19 protein-coding genes and 1 pseudogene are annotated in these 20,914 nt (G+C 59.5%); 18 read left to right on the top strand and 2 right to left on the bottom strand.

Features of this window, described 5'->3' with window-relative positions; genetic code table 11:
- The 18 genes and pseudogenes from J3P89_RS15020 to J3P89_RS14935 form a co-directional block, all read left to right on the top strand.
- Complete coding sequence (locus J3P89_RS15020; protein WP_434694667.1) at window positions 1-1,320, top strand: FliI/YscN family ATPase; 1,320 nt, start codon at window positions 1-3, stop codon at window positions 1,318-1,320.
- Window positions 1,310-1,771, top strand: coding sequence for a hypothetical protein (locus tag J3P89_RS15015; RefSeq protein ID WP_434694666.1), 462 nt, complete (start codon window positions 1,310-1,312; stop codon window positions 1,769-1,771). The genes J3P89_RS15020 and J3P89_RS15015 overlap by 11 nt, the downstream gene beginning before the upstream one ends.
- The gene (locus J3P89_RS15010; RefSeq protein ID WP_434694665.1) at window positions 1,761-2,534 is read left to right on the top strand and encodes a hypothetical protein; all 774 of its coding nucleotides are present in this window, start codon (window positions 1,761-1,763) and stop codon (window positions 2,532-2,534) included. The genes J3P89_RS15015 and J3P89_RS15010 overlap by 11 nt, the downstream gene beginning before the upstream one ends.
- Window positions 2,524-2,946 carry a flagellar hook assembly protein FlgD gene (locus J3P89_RS15005; protein WP_013693099.1) on the top strand — a complete coding sequence of 141 codons (423 nt, stop codon included), beginning with the start codon at window positions 2,524-2,526 and terminating at the stop codon, window positions 2,944-2,946. The genes J3P89_RS15010 and J3P89_RS15005 overlap by 11 nt, the downstream gene beginning before the upstream one ends.
- Window positions 2,946-4,124 carry a flagellar basal-body rod protein FlgF gene (gene flgF / locus J3P89_RS15000; RefSeq protein ID WP_434694664.1) on the top strand — a complete coding sequence of 393 codons (1,179 nt, stop codon included), beginning with the start codon at window positions 2,946-2,948 and terminating at the stop codon, window positions 4,122-4,124. Before J3P89_RS15005 ends, flgF begins: the two co-directional genes overlap by 1 nt.
- A 96-nt stretch (window positions 4,125-4,220) precedes the next feature.
- A complete protein-coding gene (locus tag J3P89_RS14995) occupies window positions 4,221-4,865 on the top strand; it encodes a FliM/FliN family flagellar motor switch protein (RefSeq protein WP_434694663.1) in 645 nt (214 codons plus the stop codon).
- A 15-nt stretch (window positions 4,866-4,880) separates the two neighbouring features.
- Window positions 4,881-5,186, top strand: coding sequence for a FliM/FliN family flagellar motor switch protein (locus tag J3P89_RS14990; RefSeq protein ID WP_013693102.1), 306 nt, complete (start codon window positions 4,881-4,883; stop codon window positions 5,184-5,186).
- Complete coding sequence (locus J3P89_RS14985; protein WP_434694661.1) at window positions 5,183-5,533, top strand: hypothetical protein; 351 nt, start codon at window positions 5,183-5,185, stop codon at window positions 5,531-5,533. Before J3P89_RS14990 ends, J3P89_RS14985 begins: the two co-directional genes overlap by 4 nt.
- 10 nt (window positions 5,534-5,543) lie before the next feature.
- A complete protein-coding gene (fliP, locus tag J3P89_RS14980; RefSeq protein WP_434694660.1) occupies window positions 5,544-6,266 on the top strand; it encodes a flagellar type III secretion system pore protein FliP in 723 nt (240 codons plus the stop codon).
- Window positions 6,267-6,285: 19 nt separating this feature from the next.
- Complete coding sequence (locus J3P89_RS14975) at window positions 6,286-6,999, top strand: sigma-70 family RNA polymerase sigma factor (protein WP_434694659.1); 714 nt, start codon at window positions 6,286-6,288, stop codon at window positions 6,997-6,999.
- Between the two features lie 350 nt (window positions 7,000-7,349).
- Window positions 7,350-7,682: an IS66-like element accessory protein TnpA gene (gene tnpA / locus J3P89_RS14970; protein ID WP_434694657.1), complete on the top strand. Its 333-nt coding sequence runs from the start codon at window positions 7,350-7,352 to the stop codon at window positions 7,680-7,682.
- On the top strand, window positions 7,679-8,014 hold the full coding sequence (gene tnpB / locus J3P89_RS14965; RefSeq protein WP_017279403.1) for an IS66 family insertion sequence element accessory protein TnpB: 336 nt from the start codon (window positions 7,679-7,681) through the stop codon (window positions 8,012-8,014). Before tnpA (J3P89_RS14970) ends, tnpB (J3P89_RS14965) begins: the two co-directional genes overlap by 4 nt.
- Window positions 8,015-8,097: 83 nt before the next feature.
- Complete coding sequence (gene tnpC, locus J3P89_RS14960; RefSeq protein ID WP_434694656.1) at window positions 8,098-9,624, top strand: IS66 family transposase; 1,527 nt, start codon at window positions 8,098-8,100, stop codon at window positions 9,622-9,624.
- Between the two features lie 9 nt (window positions 9,625-9,633).
- On the top strand, window positions 9,634-9,870 hold the full coding sequence (locus J3P89_RS14955; RefSeq protein ID WP_434694658.1) for a hypothetical protein: 237 nt from the start codon (window positions 9,634-9,636) through the stop codon (window positions 9,868-9,870).
- A 104-nt stretch (window positions 9,871-9,974) separates the two neighbouring features.
- Window positions 9,975-10,307 carry an IS66-like element accessory protein TnpA gene (tnpA, locus tag J3P89_RS14950; RefSeq protein WP_434694657.1) on the top strand — a complete coding sequence of 111 codons (333 nt, stop codon included), beginning with the start codon at window positions 9,975-9,977 and terminating at the stop codon, window positions 10,305-10,307.
- The gene (gene tnpB, locus J3P89_RS14945; RefSeq protein WP_017279403.1) at window positions 10,304-10,639 is read left to right on the top strand and encodes an IS66 family insertion sequence element accessory protein TnpB; all 336 of its coding nucleotides are present in this window, start codon (window positions 10,304-10,306) and stop codon (window positions 10,637-10,639) included. The genes tnpA (J3P89_RS14950) and tnpB (J3P89_RS14945) overlap by 4 nt, the downstream gene beginning before the upstream one ends.
- An 83-nt stretch (window positions 10,640-10,722) precedes the next feature.
- Complete coding sequence (gene tnpC, locus J3P89_RS14940; RefSeq protein WP_434694656.1) at window positions 10,723-12,249, top strand: IS66 family transposase; 1,527 nt, start codon at window positions 10,723-10,725, stop codon at window positions 12,247-12,249.
- Window positions 12,250-12,752: 503 nt separating this feature from the next.
- A pseudogene (locus tag J3P89_RS14935) lies at window positions 12,753-13,019 on the top strand (Arm DNA-binding domain-containing protein); the annotation flags it as partial.
- Between the two features lie 230 nt (window positions 13,020-13,249).
- Here the strand turns inward: J3P89_RS14935 and J3P89_RS14930 are convergent.
- The gene (locus tag J3P89_RS14930) at window positions 13,250-14,608 is read right to left on the bottom strand and encodes a hypothetical protein (protein WP_434694655.1); all 1,359 of its coding nucleotides are present in this window, start codon (window positions 14,606-14,608) and stop codon (window positions 13,250-13,252) included.
- Window positions 14,605-20,913 (bottom strand): AAA domain-containing protein, encoded by a 6,309-nt coding sequence (locus J3P89_RS14925; protein ID WP_434694654.1) that lies wholly within the window; start codon window positions 20,911-20,913, stop codon window positions 14,605-14,607. The genes J3P89_RS14930 and J3P89_RS14925 overlap by 4 nt, the downstream gene beginning before the upstream one ends.
- Window position 20,914 lies beyond the last annotated feature (1 nt).

The raw sequence follows: 20,914 nt of genomic DNA, 5'->3' as shown, positions 1-20,914 counted from the left end.
TTGACGCAGCTTGCCCAGGCTCGCCTGTGTCGGCGCCTGGGCCGTTTGAGTTCGATTCAGGGCATGGTGCTGCACGCCACTGGCCTGGATGTCCGGCTGGGTGAGTTGGTGGACATCCACCCGGCTCGCGGTGGCGAGCCCATCGCGGCTGAAGTGGTTGGCTTGCGCAGTGAATCCACTTTGTTGATGCCTTATGGCCCAGTGGATGGTTTGTGCCTGGCCAGCGAAGTCCATGCCCGTGGAGCGCCCTACACGGTTCCCGTGGGGGCGAGTCTGTTGGGGCGTGTCCTGGATGCGACCTGCAACCCCCTGGATGATTTGCCGGCCCCTGAAGGCCTGACGCGGATGCCGCGATTCGTGGCGCCAATCAATCCTTTGCACCGTTCGCCGATCGACACCACATTGCTCACGGGGGTCAAAGCCGTCGATGTGTTCACGCCGCTTGGGCGCGGTCAGCGGATCGGCATCTTTGCCGGCAGTGGCGTGGGCAAAAGCACCTTGCTGGGCATGATGAGCCAATATGCCCAAGCCGATGTGATCGTGATCGCCCTGATCGGCGAGCGTGGCCGCGAGGTCGGGGATTTCATTCGCGACAGCCTGGGGCCGGAGGGTTTGAAAAAGGCCGTGGTGATCGCCGCGGCGGCCGAGCAACCGGCCGTCCTGCGGCGCCAGGCGGCCTACACGGCGACGACGATCGCCGAATGGTTCCGGGCCCAGGGCAAGCATGTGCTGCTGATCATGGATTCGATCACCCGTTTTGCCCTGGCCCAGCGTGAAATCGGGCTCTCCACAGGCGAACCCATGGGCAGTCGAGGCTATACGCCTTCGGTATTTGCCCTGTTGCCGCCGCTGATGGAGCGCGCCGGTGCGTTGGACGGGCAAGGGTCCATTACGGGGGTCTATACCGTACTGGTCGAGGGCGACGATATGAATGAGCCCGTGGCTGACCATATGCGTGCCATTCTCGACGGGCATATTGTCTTGAGCCGCAGCGTGGCCGCCCGTGGGCACTGGCCGGCCATTGATGTGTTGCATAGCATCAGCCGGCTGGCGGGCGTCCTGTATACCCAGGAGCGCAAGACCCAGGTCGAGCGCCTGCGTTCGGCGCTGGGCAATTATCAGAACAGCGTTGATCTGATTGAGCTGGGCGCTTATGAAAAGGGCTCGCAGCCGCTGCTGGACACTATGATCGACTTGAAACCCGAGTTCGATGCGCTATTGCAGCAAACGCCCCAGGAACATTTCTCTGCGTCAAGCACCTGGCAAACGGTTCACCAGTTGTTCCAGCGGCTGGGCAAGGGGGTGAGCGATGCAAGATGAGTGGCGCAAGTCGCGGCAATTGAACGCGGCGTCTCGTTTGCGTGCCATGCAGCGGGAAAGGGCGGAACTCGCTTACAACCGCAGTCGTCGTGAGCTGGCCCAAGCTGAGCATCGACTGAGTGGGGAGCAGGGTCGCTACGACAGTGTCCAGGCGAACCATGAGGCGTTGGGGCGTATTGGCGCGATGCTTGACCCTGCCCAGCACGAACAACGCTTATTGGCGCAGACAGCCGCCTTTCAGCGGCTTGAAGCGGCGCATCAACCCGTCGTTGAGGCACGAAGCCTGTCGCATTCGGCCATGTCACAACTGCTCAAGTGCAAGGTGAACGAAGACCTGATCGACAAGGCCAAGGATCGACTGCAGGTACTGTTGGATAAAGCGGTGCGCGAATACGAAGCCATCGATATTTTTGATGCACAACAAGCTCAGGGGATGGGACATGGCCGTTAAGGTAGGGGCATCGTTGTGGGCCATGGCGGCGGATCAGCAACGTCCTCCCGCTCGTGACACACAGGCCAAGGATTTCGAGCGAAAAATAGGCCTGCGTGACCAATCACCGACATCAAACGAAAGCACAGGTCAGCAGCGCAACCCACAGGTGATGTCGGAACAGCGACTCGCGCACTCCGCCATTGCTGAGGCTGATCTGGCGCGGGTCGTGCAGTTGCGCTCAGTCGGTGTGTCAGAGTCCCTGACTGCCGGGGCGCTTGAACTGTATGCGCTGGGAGCACACGCCGGGCATCACCTTTCTTATCTGCCCGATGTATTCCTGACGGAGTCGGGGGTACACGGCGTTGTTTCAATCGGTGCTGCGCAAGCCTATTTGGCCCCTTCCAGCGCCTTTTCGGTGACTTCGGCGATTTCCTCCATGGCCGGTGCTGTCCCGACAAAAGGCCCCGATAGCCCCTGGAGCGAGCCCGTTACCATTGAGTGGCAGGAGGCTGAAGACTCCACCGGTCGCTCGCTGTTGAGCTATTTGAATGGGAAATGGCCGGATCGACACTTTCAGTTCCTGCCTCGGGGTAAAGGTCTCGAGTTGTTGATTCGAGACTACCGGCTCACTGCGCAAGAACGCGATGAGCTGATAGACGAGTTCTCTCGTCGTGCTTCATCGATGCCTGAACGGCCGCAGCAGATCTCGCTCAACGGTCAGCAGGTCTGGAGCGCATCGCCTCTTTCGAACGATTACAAAGGTGAACACGATGGCCGTTGAAGCGATCGGCAATGAGCTGAGTTCCACCACCTCGGAGTTGGCCCAGAGCCGTCTGGGGCAGGAAGACTTCATCAAGTTATTCTTGACCGAACTGACATTCCAGGACCCGCTGGAACCGATCAACAATCGCGAGTTCCTGGCGCAGATGGCGCAGTTTGCCAACCTTGAACAGACCCGGATCACCAACGAAAACACCGACAACCTGGTGTCCATGAATGCCACTTCGCAGTCCCTGGGTCTGTTGGGGCGCCAAGTTGAAGTCAGCATCACCACCGGTGGAACGGCGATTGGCTCGGTCACGGCGATTGCGTTTTCGTCGACCGGGCCGGTGCTGTCCGTCAAACGAACCGACGGTACGGTCCTCACTGACGTGCGACTGTCACAAATTAAACTGGTCAGGCAGGGGGCGTGATGCTGCAAGCTTTCTTTAATGGAATGAGTGGCCTGTTTTCCTTCGCCAAGGGCTTGGATAACGTTTCCAATAACGTGTCGAACATGAACACGCCCGGCTACAGGGGCAGCGATACTTTTTATCGCGCCGTCAACGGGCAGGATGGCCAGAGCTTCGGTTCAGGCATTGCCGGTACCCAAGTACGTATCAAGCCGGGTGAGAACCGCCAGACCGGCAATAACACCAACGTGGCGATCAACGGCGCCGGTTATTTTGTTCTGCGCGATGAGCAGGGTGCGCTGTCATACACCCGCGCCGGGCAGTTCGAGGTGGATAAGGACGGCTATCTGGTCGATACCATCAGCCAGCAACGCATCGCCGGTATCGACTCGTCCGGGAATCTGCGCGACATCAATATCCAGGGGCAACGCACCTTGCCGCCGCAGGCGACCAGCCGAGTCGAGATGGTAGGGGCCCTGGCTCGCACCGGTACGACGGAGGCGACCCATCAGGTCAACGCTATCCAAGTGTTCGACTCGACTGGTGCGAGCCATACCCTGAGCGTGAAATTCGAACCGAAAACGACGCCCGCCAATAGTTGGAGTGTCACGGTTTCCGACGCGAGCGGCGCTCAGTTGCAGACCGGCACCATCGCTTTCGGCTTGGATGGCAGCCCCACTGCCGGTCTCAACACGTTATCGGTTCCGTTGACGGTCAATGGCAAGGTCCAGAGCATTGTGCTGGATTTCGGAACACCGGGTAGTTTCAACCTGGCCTCCCAGGTCGCCAGCGGACCGAGCCATACGCTGGGCGCGCGAGTGGTCGACGGTAGCGCGGTCGCCGGCCTGAATACCTTCGCATTCGATGAGCAGGGCATCCTTAAATTCACCTACGCCAACGGCGAGAAACGCGATGGAAGCCAGCTGGCGCTGGCGGACTTCGCGGATGAGAGCGCATTGATCGCAGGTGCCAACTCGCTCTATCACGCACCTTCCTCTATGAAGGCCGAGTTTGGCCGAGCGGGGGAGAAGCAGTTTGGGCGTATCCAAGGCGGTTACCTGGAGTTGTCCAACGTCGATCTGGCCCAGGAGTTCGGAGACATTCTGATCATCCAGCGTGGGTATCAGGCCAGCTCAAGGGTGATGACGGTCTCCAATGAAATGCTGGAGCAGCTGTACAACGGAACGAGAGGGGGCTGAACAATGAGGATGTTGGGGTTTGTCGGCACGACTCGCCTGCGCATGGCCTGTGAGCGATTACCGTCTGTGACCAGGCACTGGTATGAGCAGTGGTGCATGCCGGATGCACGCCACACCTGCGAAGTGAGTTGTTCGGCCCTGGACGATTCAAGTGAGTGGGCATCGACATTGGCCTGGCAGAGTGCCAAATCAACCAATGGCTCGATCACCCTGGCAGGCGATTGGCCCTCGATGATCTTCGGTCTCTTTGCGCATGAGGTGCCTGAAGACGAGACCAGCAGGCATCTGCTGCGCGAAGCACAACTGGTGCTGATCAACGACGTACTCGAGGCCCTAGGACAAAGCGGCGTCTCCCATTTAACCGCCGGATCGTCCCGACCGTCCTCGGGTTTATTCAGCGCGCAGGTACTGCTGCAGCTGCGCGTCGGTCAAGCGACGCTGCATCTGTCGCTGGATGCGGCACTGTTCAATGCGGCGCTTGAGATGCCTGTTGCGCGCACGCCTTTGATCGAACGCAAGCACGCACTGGGGAACGCCCGGGTGAAGTTGTCGGTGCGTCTCCCCTTGGCAAGCCTCTCCATCGGTGAGATGCGAGATCTGCGTCCTGGGGACACCTTGCGAGCCAGTGCGTTGCTGGCCGATCCGGTCTCGCTACAGTTGGCCGAAGGCCCGGTGATCGCGGGTGGCTACTTGGCCAAACAGCACGGACAAGTAGCCGTGCAGTTGATTTCCCATGAATGAATCAGGAGTGTTGGTGTGACGGCAACGGTAGATGCAATCGAGCTGGAAGAGGCCCGGGTGGCGGTCAATGACGGGCAGTCCCCGCTGATCAAGCGGGACATGAATTTGATCAAGCATGTGGTCGTGGAATTGGTGGTGCAGCTCGGTCACGCCTCCATGAGCGTGGATGAGTTGTTCGCGCTGAAGGCTGGCGACGTGGTCAAGCTGTTGGAGCAGGTCCATGAGCCGGCGTCGCTGTGCCTGGACGGTAAACCGGTTGCCCGGGGAAATCTGGTGGCGGTCGATGACAATTTTGGCATTCAGTTGACGGAAATATTGTGACGTCTGAAACCGTAGCCCAACCGCTCGGATTATCCTTGCGGCAGGACGATCCGCTGTCGTTCATGTTGATGATCAAAGTGTTGCTGATCACGGCTGTCCTACTGGCGGTGGTCTACCTCGCGATGCGTTGGTATGCGCGACGTCAAGCGGGCACCGGCACCGGCGGCGCGTTAGTTGGCCCGGCCGAGTTGCACTGTGTACGCGCCTTGCGATTGTCAACCAAGACCAAGGTGTATCTGCTCAAGACCGAAACGTCGCAGGTCCTGGTCACTGAATCTTCGAACGGAGCAACCGTGACCCTCTTGCCTGAACAATCCTCATCCTCTGCGCTGGATGCTCGCTCTTGAAGAGTTCGATATGACTCGCCGCTTGCTGTTCATGATGCTCAGCGGTGTTGCTCCCTTCGCGGCAGCCGCCGATGACTTCTCTGAATGGGGAAGTTTGCACATCAATCAGATTCAGTCGCCGGTCAGCGTTGTGGCCCTGCTGACGGCGCTGTCGTTCCTGCCGTTTCTGGTCATTGCCCTGACCACGTTTACACGCAACATCGTGGTGTTTTCACTGACCAGGCAAGCACTGGGGCTGCAACAGACGCCGCCAAATATCGTGTTGATCGTACTGTCGATGTTCTTGACGTTATTCGCCATGGCGCCAACCTTGGAAAAGGCCTATGACGCCGGCATCAAGCCATTCCTGGCGAACAAGGTAGGGCTTGACGGCGCTGCGCTGCAAGGATGGGTGCCGATCCGCGATTTCATGATCAGGCAGACCCACGAAGAGGACTTGCGACTGATTTATGAATTGGCCAAGGATCCGCTGCCGCAGGCGCCGGAAGGGCTTTCCCCGGTAAAACTGGTGCCGGCATTCATGTTGAGTGAGCTGAAACTGGCTTTTCAGATCGGCTTTATGATCTTTCTGCCATTTCTGATCATCGACCTGGTGGTGGCGTCGATTCTGATGTCGTTGGGGATGATCATGGTGCCCCCCATCACGATTTCTTTGCCATTGAAGATCATGCTGTTTCTGTTGATCGACGGCTGGGGCCTGATTGCCCAGACGTTGATGCGCAATCTCGGCTAGGGCAAAGGTGCAGCCTTCCATGGTGACGGATGAGCCCAGCAACGAAGGGGATGACGCACAAGCATTGTGGCGCAATTGGCTGGACAGCAAAACAGAGGCGGCCAGGAGTCGGTTGTTCTTTTTTTATGGCCAATGGCTTCGGATGATTGTCGGGCTTTTGTATTCCCGCTACCCGCACCCGCTGGCTGAGTGGGGGGACTACGTGAACCTGGCCTCGATTGGCCTTTTGCAGGCCATTGACCGGTTTAATCCGGGATTGGGTACGCGTTTCCAGTCCTATGCCGAACCTTACGTAAAAGGTAATGTTCTCAAGGGCTTGTCCTGTTATGTCAGCGACCGACGTCGCTACTACCGGGAGCGGCTGGAGAGTATTTCCGGCCTGCAGGAGGAGGGGCGAGCGGAGTCCGATCTGGAGCAGGTGGCGAACGTCGCAATTGGCTTGGCATTCGGGTTGTTCTTGGAGTCTGGGATCGTTGACCCGGAGCCTAAGGACAACAACCCACTAAGCCTCTACGAAGTGGAGCGTGAGAGCGACACGCTGGAGGCGTGCGTGAAGCTTCTTTCGGCGAATGAACAGCGAGTCATTCAAGGTCACTATCACCAGCATTTAAGCTTTACCGAGATCAGCGAACTCATGGGCGTCTCGAAGTCACGCGTTTCACAATTGCACGCCCAGGCGTTGAAAAACATTCGGATAAGCCATGCGAGATTAATGGCTGGGGGGAGCTGGTAGCATCGGTGAGGTGAGGCAGGGTTCTCAAGTGTAGGGGCAAGGCGACAGCTGCCGTTGGATCGGCGAGTTGTAAAAACACATTATAAAAACAGTAAAACAATTGACCCACCCCCAGTATGCAAATCAGGCGCACTTGGACGCCAAGACCACTTGCAAACCGAAGTATGGTTGCCACGGGCCTGACTCAGGTCGGTTCAGCAACTGGCGAAACCCTGTTCGGCTGGTCTGGCAATGACATCATTCACGGGTAACCGTCCGGGCAACACACCTTCCTAACACCGTCGCTTGAGGCGATGGTGTCCACCTAAATTTAAGTGGACACCATTTTTAGCCTTTTTAAGCGGACGCCTATGCCACAAGAACGCCGTTCCTATTCAAAGTCCTTCAAGGCCCAGGTCATCGCCGAATGCGCTCAGCCTGACACCTCGATCGCCAATGTCGCGTTGACCCACAATCTCAACGCCAACCTCGTCCATAAATGGATACGCGTGCATGCGCAGAAAAACCTGACACTTCAAACCGCCTTCATCCCGGTCAAGACACCGCCGCCGGTGCCGATGCATCAGGCCCTTCCTGCCACGATCCGAATCGAAGTGCCGCATTCAAAAGGCGTAGTCGTGGTGAGTTGGCCGGCAGAAAATGCAGCGGCGTGTTCTGCTTTCCTGCGAGACCTGCTGCGATGATCCGCATCGACTCCATCTGGCTCGCCACCGAGCCCATGGACATGCGCGCCGGCACTGAAACTGCGCTGGCGCGGGTCGTGGCGGTGTTCGGTGCGGCGAAGCCGCACTGTGCTTATCTGTTTGCCAACCGTCGTGCCAATCGCATGAAAGTGCTGGTGCATGATGGCTTGGGGATTTGGCTTGCAGCCCGGCGCTTGAATCAAGGACGTTTCTTTTGGCCGGGCGTGCGGCACGGCTCTGAAGTCGAGTTGGATGCAGAGCAACTTCAAGCCTTGGTGCTCGGCTTACCTTGGCAACGCGTCGGTTCCGGAGGAGCTATCACGGTGCTCTAACTTGTCTGCCATAGTGCGCTTGCCAGCGCAATTGGCCCATCAGTCTATCGCCGCCACTAGCCCTCTCTGGCAAAATCGGCTGCATGACTTCGCATCCGAATCTCGATCAATTAAACCCTGAAGAATTGCGTGCCTTGGCGGCGCAGTTGATCCAGCGCGTCGAGACGATGGACAAGCAAATCACTCATCACAAGTCGGTCAACGAGAAATTGGCCCACGAGATCGCGCTGCTCAAACGCTTCAAATTTGCCAAGCGCAGCGAGCAGTTGAGCCCGGATCAAGCCAGCCTGCTCGACGACTTGATCGATACGGATATCGCCGCTATCGAAGCCGAACTTGAGGCGCTGCAACCGGCACCTGTCGAAGCCAAAGTGCGCCAGCAACCCAAGCGCGCACCGCTGCCACCGCAGTTTCCTCGCACACTGATCCATCACGAACCGGACAACAGCCACTGCCAGTGCGGCTGCGCCCTCAAGCGCATCGGCGAAGACGCCAGCGAAAAGCTCGACTACACGCCCGGCGTGTTCACCGTCGAGCGCCACATCCGTGGAAAGTGGGCCTGCGAACAGTGCGAAACGCTGATCCAGGCGCCGGTACCGGCGCACGTCATCGACAAAGGCGTCCCGACCGCAGGCCTGCTGGCCCACATCATGGTGGCCAAGTTCGCCGACCATCTGCCGCTGTATCGCCAAGAGAAAATCTTTGGCCGCGCCGGGCTGCCCATCGCCCGTTCGACCTTGGCGCAGTGGGTGGGCAACTGCGGCGTGCAACTTCAACCGCTGGTTGATGCGCTGCGCGAAGCCGTGCTGACGCACGGCGTCGTTCACGCCGACGAGACGCCGGTACAAATGCTGACGCCTGGCGCGAAAAAAACTCACCGCGCTTACGTCTGGGCCTATGCCACCAGTCAGTTCTCCGACCTAGCGGCGGTCGTTTACGACTTCAGCCCGAGCCGCGCTGGCGAACATGCCCGAGCCTTCTTGGGCAGTTGGAACGGCAAGCTGGTCTGCGATGACTTTGCCGGCTACAAGGCAGGCTTTGAACTGGGCGTTACAGAAATCGGCTGCATGGCCCATGCACGCCGAAAGTTCTTCGATTTGCACGCGACCAACAAGAGCCAGGTCGCCGAAAAAGCGCTGCACTACATCGCGGCATTGTACGAAGTTGAACGAGAAGTCCGAGAGCTGGAGCTGAGTGATCGGCAGCGAATACGGCAGGAAAAAGCGGCGCCAATCGCCGACGCACTTCATACCTGGATGATCGCCCAAAGACAGCTTGTGCCTGAGGGTTCGGCCATCGCCAAGGCGCTGGATTACAGCCTCAAACGCTGGGTAGCGCTGACGCGCTATCTCGATGACGGTGCTGTGCCCATCGATAATAACTGGTGCGAGAATCAAATCCGGCCGTGGGCTCTTGGGCGCTCGAACTGGCTGTTCGCGGGCTCGTTACGCAGCGGTAAACGTGCGGCGGCGATCATGAGTTTGATCCAGTCGGTGCGGCTCAACGGGCATGATCCGTATGCTTACTTGAAGGATGTTCTTACACGCCTGCCGACGCAGCGGGCGAGTGAGATTACCGCGCTGTTGCCACACAGGTGGACGCCCGTTTAATCACACAAGGTGTGTTGGGCGGACGCTTACATTCACGGTGGAGGCGGTAACGACACTCTGTCAGGAGGTGCGGGGGCTAACCAGCTTTACGGCGATGCTGGGATGACACGCTCATGGTCGCGACCGGCTCGAAGGGTACGGCATCGTGTTTTCGCATCCAGCATTACCGGCAAGAAGAGTGGGCATCTCCCGGATGGGCGTACGGCCTTTGTGTGGGCATTTCCCTTGGCGGGCCTGCCAACATGATGTAACCGTCCGGGCAACACACCTTCCTAACACCGTCGCTTGAGGCGATGGTGTCCACCTAAATTTAAGTGGACACCATTTTTAGCCTTTTTAAGCGGACGCCTATGCCACAAGAACGCCGTTCCTATTCAAAGTCCTTCAAGGCCCAGGTCATCGCCGAATGCGCTCAGCCTGACACCTCGATCGCCAATGTCGCGTTGACCCACAATCTCAACGCCAACCTCGTCCATAAATGGATACGCGTGCATGCGCAGAAAAACCTGACACTTCAAACCGCCTTCATCCCGGTCAAGACACCGCCGCCGGTGCCGATGCATCAGGCCCTTCCTGCCACGATCCGAATCGAAGTGCCGCATTCAAAAGGCGTAGTCGTGGTGAGTTGGCCGGCAGAAAATGCAGCGGCGTGTTCTGCTTTCCTGCGAGACCTGCTGCGATGATCCGCATCGACTCCATCTGGCTCGCCACCGAGCCCATGGACATGCGCGCCGGCACTGAAACTGCGCTGGCGCGGGTCGTGGCGGTGTTCGGTGCGGCGAAGCCGCACTGTGCTTATCTGTTTGCCAACCGTCGTGCCAATCGCATGAAAGTGCTGGTGCATGATGGCTTGGGGATTTGGCTTGCAGCCCGGCGCTTGAATCAAGGACGTTTCTTTTGGCCGGGCGTGCGGCACGGCTCTGAAGTCGAGTTGGATGCAGAGCAACTTCAAGCCTTGGTGCTCGGCTTACCTTGGCAACGCGTCGGTTCCGGAGGAGCTATCACGGTGCTCTAACTTGTCTGCCATAGTGCGCTTGCCAGCGCAATTGGCCCATCAGTCTATCGCCGCCACTAGCCCTCTCTGGCAAAATCGGCTGCATGACTTCGCATCCGAATCTCGATCAATTAAACCCTGAAGAATTGCGTGCCTTGGCGGCGCAGTTGATCCAGCGCGTCGAGACGATGGACAAGCAAATCACTCATCACAAGTCGGTCAACGAGAAATTGGCCCACGAGATCGCGCTGCTCAAACGCTTCAAATTTGCCAAGCGCAGCGAGCAGTTGAGCCCGGATCAAGCCAGCCTGCTCGACGACTTGATCGATACGGATATCGCCGCTATCGAAGCCGAACTTGAGGCGCTGCAACCGGCACCTGTCGAAGCCAAAGTGCGCCAGCAACCCAAGCGCGCACCGCTGCCACCGCAGTTTCCTCGCACACTGATCCATCACGAACCGGACAACAGCCACTGCCAGTGCGGCTGCGCCCTCAAGCGCATCGGCGAAGACGCCAGCGAAAAGCTCGACTACACGCCCGGCGTGTTCACCGTCGAGCGCCACATCCGTGGAAAGTGGGCCTGCGAACAGTGCGAAACGCTGATCCAGGCGCCGGTACCGGCGCACGTCATCGACAAAGGCGTCCCGACCGCAGGCCTGCTGGCCCACATCATGGTGGCCAAGTTCGCCGACCATCTGCCGCTGTATCGCCAAGAGAAAATCTTTGGCCGCGCCGGGCTGCCCATCGCCCGTTCGACCTTGGCGCAGTGGGTGGGCAACTGCGGCGTGCAACTTCAACCGCTGGTTGATGCGCTGCGCGAAGCCGTGCTGACGCACGGCGTCGTTCACGCCGACGAGACGCCGGTACAAATGCTGACGCCTGGCGCGAAAAAAACTCACCGCGCTTACGTCTGGGCCTATGCCACCAGTCAGTTCTCCGACCTAGCGGCGGTCGTTTACGACTTCAGCCCGAGCCGCGCTGGCGAACATGCCCGAGCCTTCTTGGGCAGTTGGAACGGCAAGCTGGTCTGCGATGACTTTGCCGGCTACAAGGCAGGCTTTGAACTGGGCGTTACAGAAATCGGCTGCATGGCCCATGCACGCCGAAAGTTCTTCGATTTGCACGCGACCAACAAGAGCCAGGTCGCCGAAAAAGCGCTGCACTACATCGCGGCATTGTACGAAGTTGAACGAGAAGTCCGAGAGCTGGAGCTGAGTGATCGGCAGCGAATACGGCAGGAAAAAGCGGCGCCAATCGCCGACGCACTTCATACCTGGATGATCGCCCAAAGACAGCTTGTGCCTGAGGGTTCGGCCATCGCCAAGGCGCTGGATTACAGCCTCAAACGCTGGGTAGCGCTGACGCGCTATCTCGATGACGGTGCTGTGCCCATCGATAATAACTGGTGCGAGAATCAAATCCGGCCGTGGGCTCTTGGGCGCTCGAACTGGCTGTTCGCGGGCTCGTTACGCAGCGGTAAACGTGCGGCGGCGATCATGAGTTTGATCCAGTCGGTGCGGCTCAACGGGCATGATCCGTATGCTTACTTGAAGGATGTTCTTACACGCCTGCCGACGCAGCGGGCGAGTGAGATTACCGCGCTGTTGCCACACAGGTGGACGCCCGTTTAATCACACAAGGTGTGTTGGGCGGACGCTTACAACATGATGTGGTTGGGGCCAGGAAAGCAGTTGGCATACGGTGGGCGCCGAGGAGCGACGGAGCTCTTGGGTAGCGGCGCTTAAGCGATCCCAGGATAGGGTAAGGAAGTCGGTAGCTCGCCTTGGAATTGCTCTTGATGCACCCGAAAAACAAGTCCAGAATTAAGTCTTTTCCTGCTCCGGCAAGAAAAGAAACCCCTTAGATTTCAATGAGTCGGACGCCAGATAAGAGTCTCGTTTCCCGCTCCAATTATTTTTCTATAGGCTTCCATTGAAGTGTGTAGAAACCAAAAAAAGAGGCTTCGGCCTCTTTTTTTATTCCAGTAAAGTCCATTCTGATACACCAATAGCCACGATTTTTTAGTACATTATTTAGTACATCAATTCGATGCTTGGTAAATCATTTTTTAGAGCTGCTTGACCCTCTGAAAGCCGTACAACACTTCTTCATTCATATGAATGGAGTTAGTACGATGGTCCTTACCATTACGGCGGTCCGACACGCCAAGCCTCGCGCAAAAAACTACACCCTTCCTGACTTTGATGGCCTTGCGCTTTTCGTCAATACGAAAGGCACCAAGAGCTGGCACTTCCGTTTTTCTTGGGCGGGCAAACAGCCTCGTATTTCGCTCGGTACTTATCCTGAAATAGGTCTACGCGATGCTCGCGTTCTGCGTGATGTTGCCAGGGCGCTGATCGCGAAGGGAATCGATCCACGCGACCAGCGACGTCTTGAGCGCAATGCCAAACCGTTGCCCCCGCTAAGTACCCCTGAGCGTTGTTTTAGCGTCGATGCGATGCAAGTCCCCAGTCCATCGATCACTTGCGGTTGGTGTGGCCGGAATTGAGCGCGCCGTTCATTCCAGGCTGGCTCGCTTTCCCACTGTTTGTGCCGCCATAGCGGTGCATTTCTGAGTCCCAGGCGGCAGCACATGCAGGCAACAGCTTGCAGTGGGATTGAGTTAGCGATTCATTTATGAAGTGTCTTTTGCTGACCAGCGATTGTTTCTACGCTCGGCTCGGAAATATTCGCTTCTTTAAGTGGAACCTCACCTACCGAAAGCGCACGCTCGATGAGTAACTCGCTGCCCTTGTCTTTCAATAAGGCTTGCAGCCGTTGGAATTCGCCGCACCAGATGGTTTCAACGTCGCGATCCCGCGCCTTGTCGCGATCGCTGCTGAGGGCTATGGCGCGAACCTGCAGACGGCCATTATCGGCTTTGCCACCCACTTCCACTCCGTAGCCGGGGGTAGCGGCCTTGCGCAGCACGACCTTGCCGGTTTCTGCCCAGGCAGTCGCCATGCCTTCGCGCACTTCGTAGCCGAGGCTGGCCAACCCGCCGAGCACGGCTTCGCGGCGGGCGAGGGCGGCCTGGTCCTGTAAGTGGGAAGCGATAAGCGTTTTACACTGCTCGATCAGTCCGGTCATTACCGAGAGCTCGGTGTCGGTTGTACAAGCGCCAATATGACCGAGCAAGGTCGCGTGTTCGATGCCTGTGTAGGTTTTGACTTCGCTGGCCAGATCCTGCATTTGTTCGAGACACTCGCGCTGTCTCTGGAAGTTTCGGGTGGCAGCGGCGAGGTCGAGTACTAGGCTGTCGAGCAGCAGGTTGCGCCGCTTGGCATCGGCTTCCGTTTCAGCGCGTTCCAGTGCCAGGAGGAACGGCGCGGCACACTCAGCGCCTTGCAGCAGTTGCAGCTCCACGATGTGGCGGTCAATGCGTAGCAACCGTACGTCGCGCGTTGCATCCGGCTCCCGGGCCGCAATCCATTCGCGCAGGGAAAGCTCGGGTTCGTCGAGCTTGAGTTGCTGCGCGAGGGCGCGTTGGGTATCGCTTAGGGTTGGCTCCTCGTTTGCCTTGCTCAAGTGGCCGAAACCCTCGGCCAGCAGACGTTCGGCATCTTCACGACTGGCACCGCTGGCCAATCGGGAGAGGGATTCCAGCAAGGCCTGATCGACGCTTTCGGGGTTGGCTTGCAAAGCGTCAAGCAGGGTTTCTGCGTTTTCCTGGACGCGTCGGTCGCGTTGGCGTCGTTCGGCAGCGCGAATGATCGCGCGCTCTTCACGGTCCTCCAAGTCACGGTGTAGGTGCTCGATCTCCACTGGAACGGCCTTCTGCAGTTCTGCCAATCGGTCTTCTGCCAGCAGAGCGCGAAGGCGAGTGTGTCGCTCCAAGAAGGCGGAGCGCTCCTGTTCACTGAGTTCGCCAAGCCTTGTGGCCTGTGTCTGCCAGCGGTCCACGGCGCGTTCCAGGCGTTGCAGGTGGCCTTCACAAATGGCGATGATTTCTTCGCGGGTAACAATGCGAACGACCTTGGGACCACTCATTGGCAGATTTCCGTATCAACTGAAGTAGGGCTGGGCTGCAGCGGCTGCTCGGCTTGCATGGCGTGTTCGATTGCTTCACGCAGCCGTGAGCGTTCGCTGTCGCCGCTGTGATACCAAGCTTGCGACGACACACGATGGATGTGCGGGATGGCGCGGTGCAGCACGGATGGGCGCCAAATTTCCCGGGCGCGGGCACGTTCCAGCAGATTATGGCAAGGCGCATCGCACTCGATGCCGATTGCGTACAGGCCCGTGCCTGGATGCTCGATGGCGAAGTCGAGACCGAAAGCGTCGCCTTCACTGGCGGGAGCGGCCTGCCATCCCAGGGAATGAATGAATTCACCGACCAGCCTGACAAAGCCGTCGCGTTGCTGACCTTGCTCACGATGCTGACTGCTGCGGTCGGTCTGCAGGCGCTCCAGCAACTTGGTACTGCTGCTGAACTCGCCCGAGGAGAGCGCGCGAGCATATTCCAGATAGCCTTGCAGATAGTCTCGCGGGCTGTTGGGGGCACGGTGCGTGTTGAGCATGTCGGAGATGTCGGCGATCGGCATCGACGTGATCATCACCACCTTGCGCCGCGCGCGGGTCACCGCCACGTTCAGGCGTCGTTCGCCACCCGTCTGCCCCAGAACGCCAAAGCTACGACGGAATGTGCCTTGGCTGTTGCGACCGAAGGTGGAGGAGAAGATGATGATGTCGCGTTCATCCCCCTGCACGTTCTCCACGTTCTTGACGAACACCGACATGTCCTCGCCGTCTTCGCTGCGCTCGCGCTCCTGGGTGTAGGCGGCGCGGAACAGTTCATCCTGCTCTGCCCGCTGCTCCAAGTGCTCCTCGATGAGGTCGGCCTGCTTGCGGTTGAAGGTGACGACACCCACCGAGGGTCGCTGGTCGTAAGGCTCTTGCCATAATTCGTTCAGGTACTCGACGACCCGTTCGGCTTCTTGGGCGTTACTCTGGTTTTGATACAGCCCACCGACCTGGATCAGCTCCAGCGGCTTGATGCGCTGGATGCTCGCCTGCGGGTGACGGACCGGAACGTTCAGGCGATTGCCATAGAACGAGGCGTTGGAAAAGCCGATCAGTTCACGGTAGGCCGAACGGTAGTGGATTTGCAATGTGGTGCTGGGCAGGGCGTTGCGCGCCAGTTGCAGCAGGTCGGGGCAATCCTTGATCTCGCGACGATTCCAAGTGTCTTCGAACGCTTCGCGCTGTTCCTCATCCGCGTCTTCATCAGGTTCGTCGCCTTCAAACACTTCGGCTTCGTCGCTTTCGATGCGACTGGAAAAGAATGCCGTCGGCGGCATTTGCTTCTCATCGCCGCTGACCACAGTGACCTGGCCGCGGAACAGGGTCGGCAGGGCGAACTCAACCGGCATCTGCGAGGCTTCGTCGTAGATGACAGTATCGAACAGGCCTGCCTTGAGCGGCAGCACACGGCTGGCGACGTCCGGGTTCATCAACCACACCGGGCGCAGGCTCATCAGGCCTAGGTGACTGCCCAGTTCAATGAATTCGCGCAGGCGTCGTGAGCGTTTGCCGGTCAGGCGAGTGACATCCTCCCATTGTTTGCGATTACCCAGGTGATCAAGGTTGATGGCTTTCGCCAGTAGCTCGCGGTTGAGCAGCCGCATCTGCGCATCGGCTTGCGCGAGGCTGGTGACTTTGGCGCGGGCTTCGTCCTGGCTGAACAGCAGTTCGGGATTGGTTTGCTCGACGCGGTGTTTCCAACCCAGTCGAGCTTCGCGGTTGAGCAGGCGCCGCACCGCGGCTTCAAGCTGCTCGGGCGCGATGTTGTCCAACTGTTCCTGGCGTTGGCGCAGCAATGCGAGCAACTCCAGGTCGGCTGCTGTCAACTGAGCAGCGCGCCCGCGGAATGCCTGGTAGGCGGCCAGGAAGGGCAGCGCTTCATGCAGCCGATCAAGAGACAGTTGATTGCTCAGATTGTGCTCGATGGCATGCTGCAGCTGCTGCACCAGTTCTTCGCCCAGCCAGTCGCCGAGTATCTTGAGTTGCTCGAGGCTGGATTGGCGGACGCCATGGCGCATCAGCGAAGCATCGAGATCGCTGAGCAGAGCCTCGAGATGCTGCTTGTCGCCGGCGAGGGCGGCCTCATCGGCCTGCCGGGCGCGGGGCGATTGCGCCAACGCCACGGCCAGCGACTGGATTTCCAGGAGGTGGCGGATGTCGCTCTTCACGAAGCTGATCAATTCCAGGCAGGCTTGCCTACTCACAGGTTCCAGTTCCAACGCCTGGTGCAAGGTACTCAGCTCGGCGCGCAATGGTCGCCATTGGCTTTCAAGGCGGATGGCTGCCTGCAGGGTGGGTAGTGCTTCAATAACACGGCTTTCCCCCTGGTCCTGAAGGAAGTTGCGCAGTCGCTTGCGCCGCAGCAGATGCAGCGGATTGATATTCGCCAGCCAGGACCGGGTAGCCATAACCTTGGTACAGTCTTGATCCAGATGCCTGAGGGCCTTGTTTTCGAGCAGGCAGAGGGCCGGTGACAAGGCGGGGGCGTAGTGGTCCTGATCCAGTTGGCCGAGTTGCGGATCCAGTTGCTGTAGTTCACCGAGAATCGACTCTCCCCGTGGAGGTTGGCCCGCTTCGCGGCTGCGGAAAAGCGGTAGCCACCGCGCAAGGCGCAGACGTTGCTCTTGCTTCAGGTCGAGCAGGGCTGCGACATGGGCCGCTATCCAGTTACGGTACGGCACCGGGTCGTCGATTTCGAAGCTGGCAGGGTGTGCTTGCAGCGTGGCCTGACGGTTGTGTTCGGCTTGGGTGAAACTGTGCAGATTGTCGGTGAAAGCCTGCAAAGTCGCCCGGTCGGCGGCGAACGACTGCAACTGGGCCAATGGACTGCCTTCGTAGCGCGCGGGCAACCACAGGCGAATCAGAGGGGCGCAGCTTTCCTCCAAACGGGTCAGGCTAGCGAGGTCCAGGGAGGCCAGGCGTTGGCGCAGGGCCGGAAACTCGAGCGGGGCCGGGCCGGATTCCAATTCAATCAACTCGCCGAGCAGCCTGCGATAACTGAGGCCGGTATTTTCATCCAGGCGATGTAGACTCTGGTGGAAGCGGTCGAGCTCGCCCTCCAGGGCCTCGATGCGGGCCGCGACCTGTTCGCGCTGGCGCTGCCAGCCCTGCGGCTGGCTGCCGTTCGTGAACAGGCTTTCCAGTTGTTCGCGAATATTGCGGATGACGGGCTCGCGGTCGCGGTTGACGTCATTGAGCATGACGATGCGTTGACCAAGACCTTCGGCGACCAGGCGTTTGTACACCACCTCAAGCGCCGCGTGTTTCTGGCAGACGATAAGCAAGCTGCGTTGGCGGCCGATGGCGTCGGCGACCATGTTGACGATGGTCTGGCTCTTGCCGGTTCCGGGCGGCCCCTCGACCAGCAGCCCCGGGCTTTGTCGGGCCTGGATCACGGCCGCTTCCTGGGAGGGATCGCTGGCCACGGTGAAGTAACGTTGCAGCTCGCCTGGCGGTGCCTCGTGCGCGGCTTCGTCGGCAGTCTTGAGGCGCAACGCCGTTTCCAGGCCGGTACCGGTGGGCGACAGGGTTTTCAGTTGGCGTAGGTCTTCACCGATGGCTTGCCCCATGAAGGTCACGTGAAACAGCACCGCCGCGCAGTCCAGCTCGTCTTGGTAGGGCGCAATCTCCACCGTGCTGGCGGGCAGGTTGCCAAGGGCGCGTGAGCGAATGGTGGCGAGCATGCCGAAGGCGTCCATCACATCCGCCGCGCGAATTGACGAGCGGCCCAGCAGTTCATCGGCGGTCTTGCGCCAGCGTTTGCAGGTTTCGGCGCCGAGCACGCTTTCCAGCGCGGGGTTGAGCCGCACTTCCTCACGCTCACTGTCAAACGCCAAGGCGGCGTGACCACGAGCACCCAGCTCCAGCAGTAGTTTCACTGGCCACAGTAGGAGCGGGATGATCCGCGTACGCGTGGTGCCGCGAGGGTCGCGATTGAGCAGGAAAGGGAAGCCCAGGTACAGGCCGTCGATGCCGGTGTCGCGTTTGTACAGCGCGCTTTGCCGGTACAGGGCATGCAGGCGCGATTCCAACTGGCCGTTGAGCTGAAAACTCTCTGGGTCGAGGCTCACTGCCTGGGCATTACGTTGCAGCAGGTGATCGAGCAAAGCCGCGGCCGGACTGCGCTCGCTGTTCAGTTCACTGATGTCGACCCGTGCGGTGGTCTTGCCGATGCTCATACGCACCAGTGGCCCGCGCATCACTGCGGTCACCACCTTCTTCTCGTAGAAGTCGAGGATCTGTGAGACGTACTGCTGTTTCTGTGGTTCCAGCCAATGACTGGGCGGGATAGCCAGCAACACCAGTGCCTGGGCCAACGGCATACGTCGCTCCAGGCGGAACTGCTCGGCCCACTCGTCCACCGCCGGCTCGCCACAACGGGCAAAACCTTGGATGCGTTGATCGACACTGCGGTACAGCTCAAGTCGTGAATGCAACAGCAGTTGGGTCGCCGCGTCCGAGTCGAACCAGCCGACATCGGCAGCCCTGGCCAGCTCGGCGGCGGTCTCTACAATCGAGGCCCCCGAACGAAACTGACTGAGCGCCGCGCTGAGCAGCACGATCAGATCTTCTTCGGCGATCACCCGGCGCTCCGACAGTGAGGTCAGTCCCGGATGGTCGGTGTCTGGAAACAGGCGTTGGCGCTCTTGCCATTGCGTGGACAGCTTCGCTCGCGAGGTCGATAGCAGGAATATCCGCAGTTGCTCTTCGACCAACTCGATGTGTTGGTGCAGGGCACGCTGACGTACGTTTTCGGCGCGGGATTTGAGACGCGACAACCAGTTGTCGGTCTGCAATTGCTCAAGCAGGTCCGGGACCGACCCACTGATCAGGCGATAGCCTTCCAGTGGGTGCTCCAGTAGCCATCCTGGTGTGACGATGTCGCCACGATGAATCAACGGGATTTCCGGATTGAGGATTCTCAGCGCCAACATCAGACGGAAGTCGTCCTCAATCCCCTCGTGCTGAACGACCTGACGCAAGCCGGCGACTAGCGAGGGGGCGAGACTGACCTGCTCGGCCCAGGTCACGATCACACCGCGCAGCAAATGGTCCAGGGCCTGTTGCCAGTTATCCGCCTGGGCTGCCGCCAGGGCGAATACGCCGGGCTTGTGAAAGCGGCGCTCGCCCAGCCGTAGGGTCGCGCCTTCACCTTCGTCGGTTTGCTGGACGGAAGAGGCCGGAGCCTCGACCGCAACGCCGTTGAGCCAGCCTTCGACCTGCGGCCATTGCCAGCGCTGATGACGGTCGCGTGCCAGCAGACCTCGCAGCAGCAGGTTCAGACGTGGGTCGAGATCGTCGGGGATCGGCACGCCGTTGGCGAGCACGTGAATAAGAAATGCATTGGCATTGATGCCGTCGAAGCAGGCGCCCTGGGTCAGTTGCTCGAGCAGGATCATGCCCAGGCTCCACCAGTCCGAGGCAGCCGCAACGCCACCTGCGATGGCTTCGGGCGCCATGTAGCGGCTGGTTTCCAGTGGCGACACGATGTCCAGGTCGAATTCGGACAGGCGTGCCGAGCCGAAGCCGCTGATGACCAGGTCCAGCGGTTCGCGGGAACGTACCAGCAGGCTGGCCGGGCGCAGGTCACGATGGCGCAGGCCGGCCTCGTTGAAAGCATGCAGCGCCAGGCCCAGTTCGTTGACCACATGGTGCACGCTGTCGCTGTCGCGGATCACACTGCCAAGTTCTGCCAGGGTCCCGCCGGTGAGTTGTTCAATGACCTCATAGGCACGGTCATCCCAACGGCCGGTGGCAATGATTTCGGGTACGTGCTCGCGTGGCAGTCGGCGGATCACATCATAGATCGCCGGGTCCGGTTCGGCTCCGGGTCGATACAGGGTCAGGACCGCCTGTTGTGCGGTTTTTTCGTGCTTGGCGAGGTATCGTTCTCGCACGCCGTCGGTGCTGCTGATCTGACGGATCAACCGCCAACCATCGATCAGGGTCTGGTGGATTCCCTCTGGTTCGCTGCTGTCTGGCTGGGCGTCGTCGGCCGTTGCTTGTGCAGGTGAGCTGCCACATTCAAGGCACATCAGGTCGCCATCAACCATTGGGTGACCATTTTCGCAGAGCAGGTCGGGGGCATTTCGCTGAGTCGAACTGACCGGAGGGAAGGTTTCCTCAGTGACGACGGCTTGCGGCCGCCAACCGGCGGCACGAATGGGTTCGCCAGCGAGGTCCCAGCCGCAGGGTTGTTCCTGAATGAGCCCTTCGCAGAACATTTCCTGGAGGGCGCGCTCGGTTTTGCAGTTAGGGCAGAAACGTATCATG

This window comes from Pseudomonas sp. Z1-14, from assembly GCF_051132005.1.
In the GTDB taxonomy this organism is placed as follows: domain Bacteria; phylum Pseudomonadota; class Gammaproteobacteria; order Pseudomonadales; family Pseudomonadaceae; genus Aquipseudomonas.
This window is presented reverse-complemented; position numbering and strand designations above follow the sequence as displayed.

Bases quoted from the DNA above. Each gene is read 5' to 3' on its own strand.
- tnpA (WP_434694657.1), top strand. From the start codon at position 9,975: ATGCCACAAGAACGCCGTTCCTATTCAAAGTCCTTCAAGGCCCAGGTC.
- J3P89_RS15010 (WP_434694665.1), top strand. From the start codon at position 1,761: ATGGCCGTTAAGGTAGGGGCATCGTTGTGGGCCATGGCGGCGGATCAG.
- tnpA (WP_434694657.1), top strand. From the start codon at position 7,350: ATGCCACAAGAACGCCGTTCCTATTCAAAGTCCTTCAAGGCCCAGGTC.
- flgF (WP_434694664.1), top strand. From the start codon at position 2,946: ATGCTGCAAGCTTTCTTTAATGGAATGAGTGGCCTGTTTTCCTTCGCC.
- J3P89_RS14975 (WP_434694659.1), top strand. From the start codon at position 6,286: ATGGTGACGGATGAGCCCAGCAACGAAGGGGATGACGCACAAGCATTG.
- J3P89_RS14925 (WP_434694654.1), bottom strand. From the start codon at position 20,913: ATGATACGTTTCTGCCCTAACTGCAAAACCGAGCGCGCCCTCCAGGAA.
- J3P89_RS15005 (WP_013693099.1), top strand. From the start codon at position 2,524: ATGGCCGTTGAAGCGATCGGCAATGAGCTGAGTTCCACCACCTCGGAG.
- fliP (WP_434694660.1), top strand. From the start codon at position 5,544: ATGACTCGCCGCTTGCTGTTCATGATGCTCAGCGGTGTTGCTCCCTTC.
- J3P89_RS14930 (WP_434694655.1), bottom strand. From the start codon at position 14,608: ATGAGTGGTCCCAAGGTCGTTCGCATTGTTACCCGCGAAGAAATCATC.
- tnpC (WP_434694656.1), top strand. From the start codon at position 10,723: ATGACTTCGCATCCGAATCTCGATCAATTAAACCCTGAAGAATTGCGT.
- tnpB (WP_017279403.1), top strand. From the start codon at position 7,679: ATGATCCGCATCGACTCCATCTGGCTCGCCACCGAGCCCATGGACATG.
- tnpC (WP_434694656.1), top strand. From the start codon at position 8,098: ATGACTTCGCATCCGAATCTCGATCAATTAAACCCTGAAGAATTGCGT.
- tnpB (WP_017279403.1), top strand. From the start codon at position 10,304: ATGATCCGCATCGACTCCATCTGGCTCGCCACCGAGCCCATGGACATG.
- J3P89_RS15015 (WP_434694666.1), top strand. From the start codon at position 1,310: ATGCAAGATGAGTGGCGCAAGTCGCGGCAATTGAACGCGGCGTCTCGT.
- J3P89_RS14995 (WP_434694663.1), top strand. From the start codon at position 4,221: ATGCCGGATGCACGCCACACCTGCGAAGTGAGTTGTTCGGCCCTGGAC.